The 14,231-nt window shown below is 59.6% G+C and carries 13 protein-coding genes; 10 read left to right on the forward strand and 3 right to left on the reverse strand.

Annotated features, from left to right (window positions below; genetic code table 11):
• Positions 1 to 131: 131 nt before the first annotated feature.
• Together KGB24_RS12530 and KGB24_RS12535 are read right to left on the reverse strand one after the other, a co-directional pair.
• Positions 132 to 1,364 carry a transporter associated domain-containing protein gene (locus KGB24_RS12530; protein WP_223413707.1) on the reverse strand — a complete coding sequence of 411 codons (1,233 nt, stop codon included), beginning with the start codon at positions 1,362 to 1,364 and terminating at the stop codon, positions 132 to 134.
• Positions 1,365 to 1,376: 12 nt separating this feature from the next.
• The gene (locus tag KGB24_RS12535; protein WP_032828592.1) at positions 1,377 to 2,189 is read right to left on the reverse strand and encodes an inner membrane protein YpjD; all 813 of its coding nucleotides are present in this window, start codon (positions 2,187 to 2,189) and stop codon (positions 1,377 to 1,379) included.
• A 195-nt stretch (positions 2,190 to 2,384) separates the two neighbouring features.
• Between KGB24_RS12535 and ffh the strand changes: the two genes are divergently transcribed.
• From ffh to KGB24_RS12565, 6 genes are all read left to right on the forward strand, one after another.
• Positions 2,385 to 3,761 carry a signal recognition particle protein gene (gene ffh / locus KGB24_RS12540; RefSeq protein ID WP_008042378.1) on the forward strand — a complete coding sequence of 459 codons (1,377 nt, stop codon included), beginning with the start codon at positions 2,385 to 2,387 and terminating at the stop codon, positions 3,759 to 3,761.
• 249 nt (positions 3,762 to 4,010) lie between these two features.
• Positions 4,011 to 4,262 carry a 30S ribosomal protein S16 gene (rpsP, locus tag KGB24_RS12545; protein ID WP_007944872.1) on the forward strand — a complete coding sequence of 84 codons (252 nt, stop codon included), beginning with the start codon at positions 4,011 to 4,013 and terminating at the stop codon, positions 4,260 to 4,262.
• Positions 4,263 to 4,267: 5 nt separating this feature from the next.
• On the forward strand, positions 4,268 to 4,804 hold the full coding sequence (gene rimM / locus KGB24_RS12550; RefSeq protein WP_008025598.1) for a ribosome maturation factor RimM: 537 nt from the start codon (positions 4,268 to 4,270) through the stop codon (positions 4,802 to 4,804).
• Positions 4,805 to 4,806: 2 nt separating this feature from the next.
• Complete coding sequence (gene trmD, locus KGB24_RS12555) at positions 4,807 to 5,559, forward strand: tRNA (guanosine(37)-N1)-methyltransferase TrmD (RefSeq protein ID WP_007897583.1); 753 nt, start codon at positions 4,807 to 4,809, stop codon at positions 5,557 to 5,559.
• Positions 5,560 to 5,604: 45 nt separating this feature from the next.
• A complete protein-coding gene (gene rplS, locus KGB24_RS12560) occupies positions 5,605 to 5,955 on the forward strand; it encodes a 50S ribosomal protein L19 (RefSeq protein WP_003175895.1) in 351 nt (116 codons plus the stop codon).
• Positions 5,956 to 6,046: 91 nt separating this feature from the next.
• Positions 6,047 to 6,460, forward strand: coding sequence for an acyl-CoA thioesterase (locus KGB24_RS12565; RefSeq protein WP_008025600.1), 414 nt, complete (start codon positions 6,047 to 6,049; stop codon positions 6,458 to 6,460).
• Positions 6,461 to 6,547: 87 nt separating this feature from the next.
• On the opposite strand, the gene KGB24_RS12570 is transcribed toward KGB24_RS12565, so the two are convergent.
• Positions 6,548 to 8,356, reverse strand: a complete 1,809-nt coding sequence (locus KGB24_RS12570; RefSeq protein ID WP_223413706.1) for a cation:proton antiporter — start codon at positions 8,354 to 8,356, stop codon at positions 6,548 to 6,550.
• Positions 8,357 to 8,463: 107 nt separating this feature from the next.
• On the opposite strand from KGB24_RS12570, the gene xerD reads away from it, so the two are divergent.
• The 4 genes from xerD to thrC all read left to right on the forward strand — a co-directional run bounded on the left by xerD (position 8,464) and on the right by thrC (position 13,280).
• Positions 8,464 to 9,360: a site-specific tyrosine recombinase XerD gene (gene xerD, locus KGB24_RS12575; RefSeq protein WP_223413705.1), complete on the forward strand. Its 897-nt coding sequence runs from the start codon at positions 8,464 to 8,466 to the stop codon at positions 9,358 to 9,360.
• 273 nt (positions 9,361 to 9,633) lie between these two features.
• Complete coding sequence (dsbC, locus tag KGB24_RS12580) at positions 9,634 to 10,365, forward strand: bifunctional protein-disulfide isomerase/oxidoreductase DsbC (protein ID WP_008025606.1); 732 nt, start codon at positions 9,634 to 9,636, stop codon at positions 10,363 to 10,365.
• Positions 10,366 to 10,499: 134 nt separating this feature from the next.
• Positions 10,500 to 11,804: a homoserine dehydrogenase gene (locus tag KGB24_RS12585; RefSeq protein ID WP_032828598.1), complete on the forward strand. Its 1,305-nt coding sequence runs from the start codon at positions 10,500 to 10,502 to the stop codon at positions 11,802 to 11,804.
• Between the two features lie 66 nt (positions 11,805 to 11,870).
• Positions 11,871 to 13,280: a threonine synthase gene (thrC, locus tag KGB24_RS12590; RefSeq protein WP_008025609.1), complete on the forward strand. Its 1,410-nt coding sequence runs from the start codon at positions 11,871 to 11,873 to the stop codon at positions 13,278 to 13,280.
• Positions 13,281 to 14,231 lie beyond the last annotated feature (951 nt).

Below are 14,231 nucleotides of genomic sequence, written 5' to 3' on the forward strand. Positions count from 1 at the left end.
GGGCTTGGGTAAGCGGGCTCGATTATGCCACGGTCTGACGACACCGTACTGTAGGAGCCAGGCTGGCCGGCGAAGGCGTACTTGAGAGCGCCTTCGCCGGCAAGCCTGGCTCCTACAAAGAATGAGTTGTGTCAGACAGTTGTGGGGGTTGCAGCCGTGTGCCAGATCAACACGCGGGTCACGCGGTTGTCTTCGGTCTCCAGAATCTCCAGCCGATAACGCCCGATCTTCAGGCACACCGCACTGTCCGGAATCGTCTCCAGCGCTTCGGTCACCAGCCCGTTAAGGGTTTTCGGGCCATCGCTGGGCAAATGCCAGCCGAGGCTTTTGTTCAGGTCGCGAATCGACGCCGCACCGTCGATCACCAGGCGTCCATCGGCCTGCGGATGGATGTGCGGGTTGTCCAGGCTGTGCTGGCTTTCGAATTCGCCGACGATTTCTTCGAGAATGTCTTCCAGCGTGACGATGCCGAGCACTTCGCCATACTCGTCGACCACCATGCCCAGGCGCCGCTGCTGTTTGTGGAAGTTCAGCAATTGCAGCTGCAGAGGTGTGCTTTCCGGTACGAAATACGGGTCGTGACACGCGGCCAGCAGCGCTTCGCGAGTGAGTTGGCCGTCGGGCAGCAGATGGCGGATCTGCCGGGTGTTGAGCACCGCCTCGACCTGGTTGATGTCACTGTGGAAAACCGGCAGGCGCGTGCGCCGGTTGGCCCGAAGCTGTTCGAGGATTTCTTCGATGGAGTCGTCGAGATTGATCCCGTCGACATCGCTGCGCGGTACCAGAATGTCGTTGACCGTGATGTTGTCCAGCGCGTGGATGCCGGACACCGCGTGCGGACGGCAAACCGGTTGTTGGTCGTCGTGACGATCCTTCGGCGTCTCGTCCTCGCTCTGCTGCACCACTTTGGCCTTGCGGGCAAACGGCCGCATCAGCAACTGGCTGATGCCATTGAGCAGCCAAGCGGCCGGGTAGATGATTTTCAGCGGTGCGCGGAGCAAAGTGTTGCCCAGCGCCAGGACCGCGTCGGGATAGCGGACGGCCAGGGTGCGCGGCAGGTAGTCGGCAAACACCAGCAGAATCGCGCCGGCCCCCAGGCACGCGGCCCATGGACCGTTTTCGGCCCAGGTGAAAATCGCCAGCAAGGTGCTGATGACCACTACCAGTGCACGGCACAGGGTGTTGCAGAAAATCAGGCTGTTGAGCGGAAAACTCAGCTTTGCCACCGGTTTGTCGCTTGCACGCGAGGCGGTGCGCTGGGCCAGCAAGTGCTGGTGTGCCGCTTCAATGGCGGTGAACAGCCCCGACCATAAAATCAGCAGGGCCACTACGGCGAGCATCGGCCCTATGGGCAAGTCGTCCATTTATGCCGCCCGTCAGATGTGCAGGATGTATTCACGGACCAGCTTGCTGCCGAAATACGCGAGCATCAACAGGCAGAAGCCGGCGAGGGTCCAGCGAATGGCCTTGTGTCCGCGCCAGCCGAGGCGGTTGCGGCCCCAGAGCAGCACGCTGAAGACGATCCAGGCCAGGCACGCCAGCAAGGTTTTGTGCACCAGGTGCTGGGCGAACAGATTGTCGACGAACAGCCAGCCAGAGATCAGCGACAGCGACAGCAAGGTCCAGCCGGCCCAGAGGAAACTGAACAGCAGGCTTTCCATGGTTTGCAGTGGCGGGAAGTTCTTGATCAGTCCAGACGGGTGCTTGTGCTTGAGCTGATGGTCCTGAACCAGCAGCAGCAAGGCCTGGAACACCGCGATGGTGAACATGCCGTAAGCCAGGATCGACAACAGGATATGCGCGAGGATGCCCGGCTCTTCGTCGATGATCTGCACCGTGCCGGCCGGGGCGAACTGTGCCAGCAGCACGGTAGCGGCACCCAGCGGCAACAGTAATATCAGCAGGTTTTCCACCGGGATCCGCGAGCAGGCCAGCAGCGTCAGGGCAATGACCGCCGCCGCGATCAGGCTGGCGGCGCTGAAAAAGTCCAGGCCCAGGCCAATCGGTGTCAGCAGGTGGGTGAACAGGCTGGCGCTGTGAGCCAGCACGGCGAGCACGCCGAGCGTGACCAGCAGGCGTTTGTTCGCCTTGGCGCCGGTGGCCAGGCGAGAGCCCTGATAAATGGTCGCAGCGGCATATAAGCAGGCGGCGGCGAGGGTGGTTAGCAAACTGGGTGACAAGGGGAGCATAAATCCTGTTAGGCAAGCCCGAAAGGCGCTGAGTTTGGCATAGAACCCACACACCACGAAAGTGCGAGGTGTCCGCCAGTCGCAGTCTTCGCTATAATCCGCGACCTGCCCACGCCGCAGGCTCGCCGAGCACATGTTGATTCCGGTCTGGGCCGCCATTATCCCGGTCTACACAGGGCCTGAAAGGATCGCGCAATGTTTGAAAACTTAACCGACCGTCTCTCGCAGACGCTGCGCCATGTCACCGGCAAGGCCAAACTGACCGAGGACAACATCAAAGACACCCTGCGCGAAGTGCGCATGGCGTTGCTCGAAGCCGACGTCGCCTTGCCGGTGGTGAAGGATTTCGTCAATTCGGTCAAGGAACGCGCCGTCGGCACCGAGGTGTCGCGTAGCCTGACGCCGGGCCAGGCCTTCGTGAAGATCGTCCAGGCCGAACTCGAAAGCCTGATGGGCGCGGCCAACGAAGACCTGAACCTGAGCGCCGTTCCGCCTGCCGTCGTATTGATGGCCGGTTTGCAGGGCGCCGGTAAAACCACCACCGCCGGTAAACTTGCGCGCTTCCTTAAAGAGCGCAAGAAGAAGTCGGTGATGGTGGTGTCCGCGGACGTTTACCGTCCGGCGGCGATCAAGCAGCTGGAAACCCTGGCTAACGACATCGGCGTGACGTTCTTCCCGTCTGACCTGAGCCAGAAGCCGGTCGACATCGCGCAAGCGGCTATTAAAGAAGCAAAGCTTAAGTTTATTGATGTGGTCATCGTCGATACCGCCGGTCGTCTGCACATCGACGAAGAGATGATGGGCGAGATCAAGGCGTTGCACGCCGCGATCAACCCGGTCGAAACGCTGTTCGTGGTCGACGCCATGACCGGTCAGGACGCCGCCAACACGGCCAAGGCCTTCGGCGATGCGCTGCCGCTGACCGGTGTGATCCTGACCAAGGTTGACGGCGACGCCCGTGGCGGTGCCGCACTGTCCGTTCGTGCCATCACCGGCAAGCCGATCAAGTTCATCGGTATGGGCGAGAAGACCGAAGCCCTTGAGCCGTTCCATCCGGAGCGTATCGCTTCGCGGATCCTCGGCATGGGCGACGTGCTCAGCCTGATCGAACAGGCCGAAGCGACGCTCGACAAGGACAAGGCCGACAAACTGGCCAAGAAGCTGAAGAAGGGCAAGGGCTTCGACCTCGAAGACTTCCGCGATCAGCTGCAACAGATGAAGAACATGGGCGGCCTCGGTGGCCTCATGGACAAGCTGCCGAACATCGGCGGTGTGAACCTGGCGCAAATGGGCAATGCCCAGGGCGCGGCAGAGAAACAATTCAAGCAGATGGAAGCCATCATCAATTCCATGACCCCGGCCGAGCGCCGCGACCCTGAGCTGATCAGCGGTTCGCGCAAACGCCGGATCGCCATGGGTTCCGGCACCCAGGTGCAGGACATCGGTCGCTTGATCAAGCAGCACAAGCAGATGCAGAAGATGATGAAGAAATTCTCCGCGAAAGGCGGAATGGCCAAAATGATGCGCGGCATGGGCGGTATGTTGCCCGGCGGCGGCATGCCGAAAATGTAAAGAATTCGCGCAGGAGCTTGCTCTTGCGCAGCCCACACGGAAGTGGGATCTCCAGCAAACCCGCACTTGGCGGGAGCTGACTGGCCGTTTTCAACGACGGCTCTATAGCAAATCTGGTTGGCGTCCGATAGGCCGCCGGAAAAAGACATTTGCAAAAGTCCGGATATTCCTTAGAATATGCGGCCTTTCGGGCACCTATGCCCGCTGTGCCTTTAGATTTGCAGCACCGACTACAGGAACGATGTTCACATGCTAACAATCCGTCTTGCCCTTGGCGGCTCCAAAAAGCGCCCGTTTTACCACTTGACCGTAACCGACAGCCGCAACCCGCGCGACGGTTCGCACAAGGAACAGGTTGGTTTCTTCAACCCTGTTGCTCGTGGTCAAGAAGTCCGTCTGTCCGTGAACCAAGAGCGCGTAGCCTACTGGCTGAGCGTTGGTGCACAACCTTCTGAGCGTGTTGCTCAGTTGTTGAAGGACGCTGCTAAGGCTGCGGCCTGAGCAATATGAACGCGACGCCAGCCATTGCTGATGATTTGATCGTTATCGGCAAGATTTATTCTGTTCATGGCGTTCGCGGCGAAGTGAAGGTGTATTCCTTTACTGATCCGACTGAAAACCTGTTGCAGTACAAAACCTGGACGCTCAAGCGCGAAGGCAATGTGAAACAGGTCGAGCTGGTCAGCGGACGCGGGAGCGACAAGTTCCTGGTCGCAAAGCTCAAGGGTCTTGATGATCGTGAAGAAGCTCGTCTTCTGGCCGGTTATGAGATCTGCGTGCCGCGCAACCTGTTCCCTGAATTGACCGACGGCGAGTACTACTGGTACCAGCTGGAAGGTCTGAAGGTTATTGATCACCTTGGGCAATTGCTCGGGAAAATCGATCATCTTCTGGAAACCGGCGCCAATGATGTAATGGTGGTCAAGCCTTGCGCTGGCAGCCTGGATGATCGCGAACGCCTGTTGCCCTATACGGAGCAATGCGTGTTGGCCGTCGACCTTGCCGCAGGCGAGATGAAGGTGGATTGGGACGCGGACTTCTAAGCGTGGCTAACTTGCGCGTAGAAGTGATCAGTTTGTTTCCCGAGATGTTCTCCGCCATCAGCGAGTACGGCATCACCAGTCGGGCGGTGAAACAGGGGCTCTTGCAGCTCACCTGTTGGAATCCGCGAGACTACACGACGGATCGACATCACACTGTGGACGATCGCCCATTTGGCGGTGGCCCGGGCATGGTGATGAAGATCAAGCCCCTGGAAGATGCTCTGGTTCAGGCCAAGGCAGCAGCCGGGGAGGCGGCGAAGGTGATTTACCTGTCCCCCCAAGGCCGTCAACTGACTCAGTCGGCGGTACGCGAGTTGGCGAATCTGGATGCATTGATCCTGATTGCCGGCCGCTATGAAGGCATTGACGAGCGTTTTATTGATGCTCATGTCGATGAAGAGTGGTCGATTGGCGACTATGTACTGTCTGGCGGCGAGCTGCCGGCGATGGTCCTGATCGATGCGGTTACACGACTGCTGCCTGGAGCTTTAGGGCATGCGGACTCCGCCGAGGAAGATTCCTTTACGGATGGTTTGCTGGATTGCCCGCACTACACCCGACCGGAGGTGTATGCGGATCAGCGTGTTCCCGACGTATTGCTAAGTGGCAATCACGCGCACATCCGGCGTTGGCGTTTACAGCAGTCCCTTGGTAGGACCTTTGAACGACGCGCCGATCTTCTGGAAAGCCGCTCGCTTTCTGGAGAAGAGAAGAAGCTGCTCGAGGAATACATCCGCGAGCGGGACGATAGTTAACAACGTATCGATGGTAAGTCCGTTGATTTACCTTAGGAGCACAGCATGACTAACAAAATCATCCTTGCACTCGAAGCAGAGCAGATGACCAAAGAGATCCCTACCTTTGCCCCGGGCGACACCATTGTCGTTCAGGTGAAAGTGAAGGAAGGCGACCGTTCGCGTCTGCAAGCGTTCGAAGGTGTTGTTATCGCCAAGCGTAACCGCGGCGTAAACAGTGCTTTCACCGTTCGTAAAATCTCCAACGGTGTTGGCGTAGAGCGTACTTTCCAGACCTACAGCCCGCAAATCGACAGCATGGCCGTTAAACGTCGCGGTGACGTACGTAAAGCCAAGCTGTACTACCTGCGTGACCTGTCCGGTAAAGCAGCTCGCATCAAGGAAAAACTGGCTTAAGTCCAGCTTCCGATGCAGAAAAAAGCAGCCTACGGGCTGCTTTTTTGTTGCCCGCCATTTATCCCGGAATTTCGTTTCAGGCTGTAGACCCATGACCGCTCGTGAGCAAGAAATCGAACGCCGCACCGAACTCTCGGTGAGCCGCGTGACCAAGGCGGTTTTCCCGTCGACTACCAACCACCACAACACCCTGTTCGGCGGCACTGCGCTGGCCTGGATGGATGAAGTGTCATTCATCACCGCCACCCGCTTTTGCCGGCTACCGTTGGTGACCGTTTCCACGGACCGCATCGACTTCAATCATGCAATCCCTGCCGGCTCCATCGTTGAACTGGTCGGGCGGGTGATCAAGGTTGGCAACACCAGCCTCAAGGTTGAGGTTGAAGTTTTTGTTGAAAGCATGAGCTGTGATGGTCGCGAGAAGGCGATTCATGGGCAGTTCAGCTTTGTGGCGATTGATGAAGACAAGCGGCCGGTGCCGGTGTTGCCTGGGTTTGCCGCCTGACCGAGGTGCGGCCTTCGCGGGCAAGCCTCGCTCCTACGGGTATCAAATAGTCCTTGTAGGAGCGAGGCTTGCCCGCGAATCGATCTATCAGGCGCCGCTGGCCTGCGGTTGAATCAACGCCAGCAGAGTCCACCCCGCCGAAGGCTTCAGCGCACTGTCCGGCGTCGCCACATGCACCCATCCGCTGTCATCGCGAGCGAACAGCAATGTCGCACGCTCCCCATGCAGCGCCCGGTAATCCTCCCAGCCGAACCCCTCCGTCAGAGTTGTGCTGTACAGCTCGGCCCCCTGGTGCAGCAGATTAGCCAGTTTGTTGTAGGTCAGTTCCTCATTGCCCAGCAAACGCCCGCGATGTTCATGGCTGGCGCGGTGCTTGTCGGTGCGGTGGCTTTCCTGACCACTGGCGAGACAAAACAGTCGCTGATGGCCGAAATCGTGTCGAAAACGCATCGACGCCAACGCATTCAATTCGCCGGACGGCGACAATGTCAGCAAATGCCCAAGCCCGACCAGATCCAGATGAGCATCGGCATGCTGCGACGCCGGGTTACCAAAGTACGTCGGCAAACCGTCCATGCGCGCCGCGCGAATGTTCTCCCAGCTCGAATCCGTCAGCAGCACTCGACAGCCCAGCTGTTGCAGGGCTTTGCCCAAGGTACGTGCCGGGGCGTTGGCGCCGACGATCAGAAAACCGCTGGGCGCTGGCTCGGCGACTTTCAGCAAGCGCGCCAATGGCCGGGCCGTGGCACTTTGCAGCACCACCGTGCCAATGATCACCGCAAACGTCAGCGGCACCAGCAGCAATGCGCCTTCGAGTCCGGCCTCATTCAGGCGAACGGCGAAAATCGCTGAAACCGCCGCCGCCACGATTCCGCGAGGTGCTATCCATGACAGCAGCGCCCGCTCGCGCCAGCTCAAACTCGAGCCTGCCGTGGAAAGCATGACGTTCAATGGCCGTGCAATGAACTGAATGATCAGCAACAGAATCAGCACCAGCGGCCCGAGGCCGATCAAGGCGTTCAAATCGAGTCGCGCCGCCAGCAAAATGAATAGCCCGGAGATCAGCAGCACGCTGAGGTTTTCCTTGAAGTGCAGGATGTCCCGCACATCCACGTCCTTCATGTTGGCCAGCCAGATCCCCATCAAGGTCACGGCCAGCAAACCGGATTCGTGCATGACTTGATTGGCGCTAATGAAAATCCCCAACACCGCTGCCAGCGCCGCCAGGTTGTGCAGGTATTCCGGCAACCATTGGCGCCGGATGATCGTGCCGAGCACCCAGCCGCCCGCAATCCCGAATGCGGTGCCGCACAGAATCACCCCGCCGAAGGTCAGCAGGCTTTGGCTCAAGCCGTCACCCGACGTACGGGCGATGATGAAGCTGTAGACCACCACGGCGAGGAGGGCGCCGATCGGGTCGATGACGATGCCTTCCCAGCGCAGGATGTTGGCAATCGAGGCTTTTGGTCGCACCACACGCAGCATCGGTACGATGACCGTGGGCCCGGTGACCAGAGTCAGACTGCCGAACAGTATCGCGAGCAACCAGTCGAAACCCAGCAGCCAATGCGTGGCGACAGCAATGACCACCCAGGTCGAGATTGCGCCAATCGTCACCAGCCGGCGTACGACGCTGCCGATTTCGCGCCATTCCGACAGGTGCAGCGTCAGGCTGCCTTCAAACAAAATCAGCGCCACCGCCAGCGACACCAGTGGCATTAACAGTGGGCCGAACATTTCCTGTGGGTCGAGCCAGCCCAGGATCGGGCCGACCAGAATGCCGCTCAGCAACAGAAACAGGATCGCCGGCAATTTCAGTCGCCACGCCAGCCACTGACACCCCAGTGCCGCCGCACCAATACCGCCAAAAGCCAACAGAATCTGTTGCTCGTTCATTGAGTCTTCCTGTTCCTTGAAGTAGCGGGCTATGAAAGACTAGCGGTGGTTTTTACTGTTCACCTTTTTTTCGCGCGCAGTCTCAAGACTGCATGTTTCGAGTGCCCATGCCTGCCATCGATCATCCACTGATAGACCAATTCCTCGACGCGTTATGGCTGGAGAAAGGCCTTTCCGACAACACTCGCGATGCCTATCGCAGTGACCTGGCCTTGTTCAATGGCTGGCTGCAAGAGAAGGGGCTGGAGTTGATCAACGCCGGTCGCGAGTTGATCCTCGATCACCTGGCCTGGCGCCTGGAACAGAACTACAAACCCCGTTCCACTGCGCGATTTCTTTCGGGGGTGCGTGGCTTTTATCGCTATCTGTTGCGGGAAAAGTTGATCGCGGTCGATCCGACGTTACGCGTCGATATGCCTCAACTCGGTAGGCCGTTGCCAAAATCCTTGTCGGAAGCCGATGTGGAAGCACTGCTGAAGGCGCCGGACCTGAGTGAAGCGATAGGCCTGCGTGACCGCGCCATGCTCGAAGTGCTGTACGCCTGCGGTTTGCGGGTGACGGAACTGATCAGCCTGACGCTGGAGCAGGTCAATCTGCGCCAGGGCGTGCTGCGGGTGATGGGCAAGGGCAGCAAGGAGCGGCTGGTGCCGATGGGCGAGGAGGCGATTGTCTGGGTCGAGCGTTACATGCGCGACGCCCGAGGCGAGCTGCTCGACGGACGTCCCAGTGATGTGCTGTTCCCTAGTCAGCGCGGCGAGCAGATGACGCGCCAGACCTTCTGGCACCGTATCAAGCATCAGGCCAAGGTCGCGGGGATCGGCAAGTCGCTGTCGCCGCACACCTTGCGCCATGCCTTCGCCACGCACCTGCTCAACCACGGCGCGGATTTGCGAGTGGTGCAGATGCTGCTCGGCCATAGCGATCTGTCGACCACTCAGATCTACACCCACGTCGCCCGGGCACGCTTGCAGGACCTGCACGCCAAACACCACCCGCGCGGATGATCACATTCCCTGCTGCGCGATCCCTGTAGGAGCGAAGCTTGCTCGCGAAGGAGGTCCGGACAACACGTTCATCCAGACAGCACGCGTTATCGTTGACGTTCTTCGCGAGCAAGCTTCGCTCCTACAGGGAGTGCGGTGTTGTCTTGTCACCCCACATTCGGCCACACAGCCCTTATGTGGTAGGCTTTGTCGGTTTGTACGATGGGCGGTTATGACCCGGTGTTTCGGCACGGGCGTTCTGGTCGTCCCATTTGTCCGCCTTCAGGAGTTCTCATGCGTCTGACCCAGATTTTCGCCGCCGCAGCCATTGCGTTGGTCAGCACCCTTGCCGTCGCCGATGACGCGGCCGAAAAAGCCATTCGTAAAAGCCTGGAAACCCTCCAGCTCGAAGTGCCGGTAGAAAGCATTTCCGCCAGTCCGCTGCCGGGCCTGTATGAAGTCAAACTGCAGGGCAGCCGCGTGCTGTATGCCAGTGCCGACGGCCAATACGTGGTTCAGGGCTACATGTTTCAGCTCAAGGACGGCAAGCCGGTCAACCTGACCGAAAAAGCCGAACGCCTGGGCATTTCCAAGCTGGTCAACGCCATTCCTGTTGCGGAAACCGTGGTTTATCCGGCCATTGGCGAAACCAAATCGCACATCACCGTGTTTACCGACACCACCTGCCCGTACTGCCACAAACTGCATGCCGAAGTGCCTGAGCTGAACAAGCGCGGCATCGAAGTGCGCTACGTCGCGTTCCCGCGCCAGGGCCTGGGCTCGCCGGGTGACGAACAGCTGCAAGCGGTCTGGTGCTCGAAAGACAAGAAAGCGGCCATGGACAAAATGGTCGACGGCAAGGAAATCAAGGCCGCCAAGTGCGATAACCCGGTTTCCAAACAGTTCGCCCTCGGTCAGTCGATTGGCGTGAACGGCACACCGGCCATCGTTTTGGCCGACGGTCAGGTCATTCCGGGCTACCAGCCTGCGCCACAAGTCGCCAAACTGGCGCTGGGCGCGAAGTAAATTCGCATCGTCACGGCCAGCCTTTGACGATCATGGTCCGGCGGCAACATTTGCCGGGCCATTAACAGAGAGCCGCGAGCATGCGGCTGTTTTCACGGCCGGCCTTGAGTCGGCCGTTTTATGGGGAGTTCACAGTGAAACCGGTCAAAGTAGGCATCTGTGGGTTAGGGACCGTCGGTGGCGGTACCTTCAACGTACTTCAGCGCAACGCCGAGGAAATTGCTCGTCGTGCCGGGCGTGGAATCGAAGTGGCACAAATTGCCATTCGCACGCCAAAGCCTCAGTTCCAAACGACCGGTATTGCGATTACCAACGATGTCTTCGAAGTGGCCACGAACCCTGAAATCGACATCGTTATAGAGCTGATGGGCGGCTACACCGTTGCCCGCGAGCTGGTACTCAAGGCCATCGAGAATGGCAAGCATGTGGTCACCGCGAACAAGGCGCTTATCGCCGTTCACGGTAATGAAATTTTCGCCAAGGCTCGCGAGAAGGGCGTGATCGTTGCGTTCGAAGCGGCCGTGGCCGGTGGCATTCCGGTGATCAAGGCGATCCGTGAAGGCCTGTCCGCCAACCGTATCAACTGGGTCGCCGGCATCATCAACGGCACCGGCAACTTCATCCTCACCGAGATGCGCGAGAAGGGTCGCACCTTCGAAGACGTACTCGCCGAGGCGCAGGCCCTGGGTTACGCCGAAGCCGATCCGACCTTCGACGTTGAAGGCATCGACGCGGCCCACAAGCTGACGATCCTGGCCTCCATCGCGTTCGGCATTCCGCTGCAATTCGACAAGGCCTACACCGAAGGCATCACCAAGCTGACCACGGCTGACGTGAACTACGCCGAAGCGCTGGGCTATCGCATCAAGCACCTGGGCGTCGCTCGCAGCACGGCGGCTGGCATCGAGTTGCGCGTGCACCCGACGCTGATCCCGGCCGATCGCCTGATCGCCAACGTCAACGGCGTGATGAACGCGGTGATGGTCAACGGTGACGCTGCCGGTTCTACCCTGTTCTACGGCGCCGGCGCCGGCATGGAACCGACTGCTTCGTCGGTGATCGCCGACCTGGTGGACGTGGTTCGCGCCATGACCTCGGATCCGGAAAACCGCGTGCCGCACCTGGCCTTCCAGCCGGATTCGCTGTCGGCTCATCCGATCCTGCCGATCGAAGCCTGCGAAAGCGCCTACTACCTGCGCATTCAGGCCAAGGACCATCCGGGCGTGCTGGCTCAGGTTGCGAGCATCCTGTCGGAGCGCGGCATCAACATCGAATCGATCATGCAGAAAGAAGTCGAAGAGCATGACGGCCTGGTGCCGATGATCCTGCTGACCCACCGTGTGCTGGAACAGCACATGAACGACGCGATTGCCGCCCTCGAAGCCCTCACGGGCGTGGTTGGTCCGGTCGTACGGATCCGCGTCGAGCACCTGAACTAAGCCGTTATCGTTCACCGGGCCTGCGTGCGGGCCCGGGTTTGCGAACACTGTCCATTGGAGTCAGTCATGCGTTATATCAGCACCCGCGGCCAGGCACCGGCCCTGAATTTCGAAGACGTCCTGCTGGCCGGTCTGGCCACTGACGGCGGTCTGTACGTCCCGGAAAACCTGCCACGTTTCACCCAGGAAGAAATCGCTTCCTGGGCCGGCCTGCCGTATCACGAGCTGGCCTTCCGGGTGATGCGCCCGTTCGTCACCGGCAGCATTCCTGATGCCGATTTCAAAAAGATTCTTGAAGAAACCTATGGCGTGTTCTCGCACAACGCCGTGGCACCGTTGCGTCAACTGAACGGCAATGAGTGGGTGCTGGAGCTGTTCCACGGCCCGACCCTGGCGTTCAAGGACTTCGCCCTGCAACTGCTCGGTCGCCTGCTCGATTACGTGCTGGAAAAACGCGGTGAGCGCGTGGTGATCGTCGGCGCCACTTCTGGCGATACCGGTTCGGCCGCCATCGAAGGCTGCAAGCACTGCGAAAACGTCGACATCTTCATCCTGCACCCGCACAACCGTGTATCGGAAGTGCAGCGTCGGCAGATGACCACCATCTTCGGCGAGAACATCCACAACATCGCCATCGAAGGCAACTTCGATGACTGCCAGGAAATGGTCAAGGCGAGCTTCGCCGACCAAAGCTTCCTCAAGGGCACGCGTCTGGTGGCGGTGAACTCGATCAACTGGGCGCGGATCATGGCCCAGATCGTCTACTACTTCCACGCAGCCCTGCAACTGGGCGGCCCGGCGCGTTCGGTATCGTTCTCGGTGCCAACCGGCAACTTCGGCGACATCTTCGCCGGTTACCTGGCGCGCAACATGGGCCTGCCGATCAATCAGTTGATCGTCGCCACCAACCGCAACGACATCCTGCACCGCTTCATGAGCGGCAATCAGTACGTCAAGGAAACCCTGCATGCGACGCTGTCGCCGTCGATGGACATCATGGTGTCGTCGAACTTCGAGCGTCTGCTGTTCGACCTGCACGGTCGCAACGGCGCGGCGATTGCCGGGTTGATGGATTCGTTCAAGCAGGGCGGCGGTTTCAGCGTTGAACAGGAGCGTTGGACCGAAGCACGCAAGCTGTTCGATTCGCTGGCTGTGGATGATGCGCAAACTTGCGAAACGATTGCTGAGGTTTACGAGCAGACGGGTGAGTTGCTGGATCCGCACACGGCTATCGGTGTGAAGGCTGCGCGTGAATGCCGTCGTAGTCTGGATATTCCGATGGTTATTCTCGGGACTGCCCATCCGGTTAAATTCCCGGATGCGGTTGAGAAGGCGGGTGTGGGCAAAGCGCTGGAGTTGCCTGTTCACCTTGCCGATCTGTTTGAGCGGGATGAGCGTTGCACGGTGTTGCCGAATGACCTTAAGGCTGTACAGGCTTTTGTCAGTCAGCATGGGAATCGTGGGAAGCCGTTGTAATCGGTTGGGGGGCATATCCGTTGCTGCGGTAACGGCCACTATTGGTTTCGCTCTTACAGCGAGTCACTTTCGAAAAGCGCGAAAGTAACCAAAGCGCTTTTGCCCCTTTCGTTCGGTGGCTCGCTAATGCTCGCCATGCCCTCGCTCCGGTCCTGCTCCGTGGGCCCGCCGCCATCGGCCATCCATGGCCGGGGGCGGCTACCGCGGCATCCCTGCCGCGGTGCCCACTGCGCAGAACCTCCACTCGGCCTCTCGAGGGGGCGACTACCGCCACAGCCGCCGAGGCGGCCTGAAAGCCGACCTGGCTCTCTGTTCGAACGCGTTGTTCTTCTCGGCTGCGCTCACCCATTCCGAATCTGTACACCGCCCCCCTGTAGGAGCCGGCTTGCTGGCGATAGCGTCCGTTCAGGCAATAAATACGTTGACTGACCCGCCGCTATCGCCAGCAAGCCGGCTCCTACAGGGATTGTGTTCACACAGTTCGAAATTGTAGGAGCCAGCTTGCTGGCGATGGGCGTCAACGATAACGCGTGCTGTCTGAATGAACGCGTCGTCCAAACGCTTTTCGCCAGCAAGCCGGCTCCTACAGGAAATCGCGTACGCTTTTGATTCCCACCACTCATCAGGCCGAGCGTTAGCTCGCCTTCCGCTTTTGATCTGAGCGCCCCCTCGAGAGGCCGAGCGCAGGTTCTGCGTAGTGGGCAACCCGGCATGGATGCCGGGTTAGCCGCCCCCGGCCATGGATGGCCGATGGCGGCGGGCCCACGGAGCAGGACCGGAGCGAGGGGATGCCGAGCCTAGGCGAGGCACCGAACGAAAGGGGCAAGAGCCCTTGGTTACTTGGGGCTCTTCCAAGTGACTCGCTGTAAGAGCGAAACCAATAGCCGCCCTCACCGAAGAACCGGATATTCACCCAATCCCAATCCACCACCAAAACCCAAGCCATACACA

The organism is Pseudomonas sp. BF-RE-25 (assembly GCF_019956105.1).
GTDB lineage: Bacteria > Pseudomonadota > Gammaproteobacteria > Pseudomonadales > Pseudomonadaceae > Aquipseudomonas > Aquipseudomonas migulae.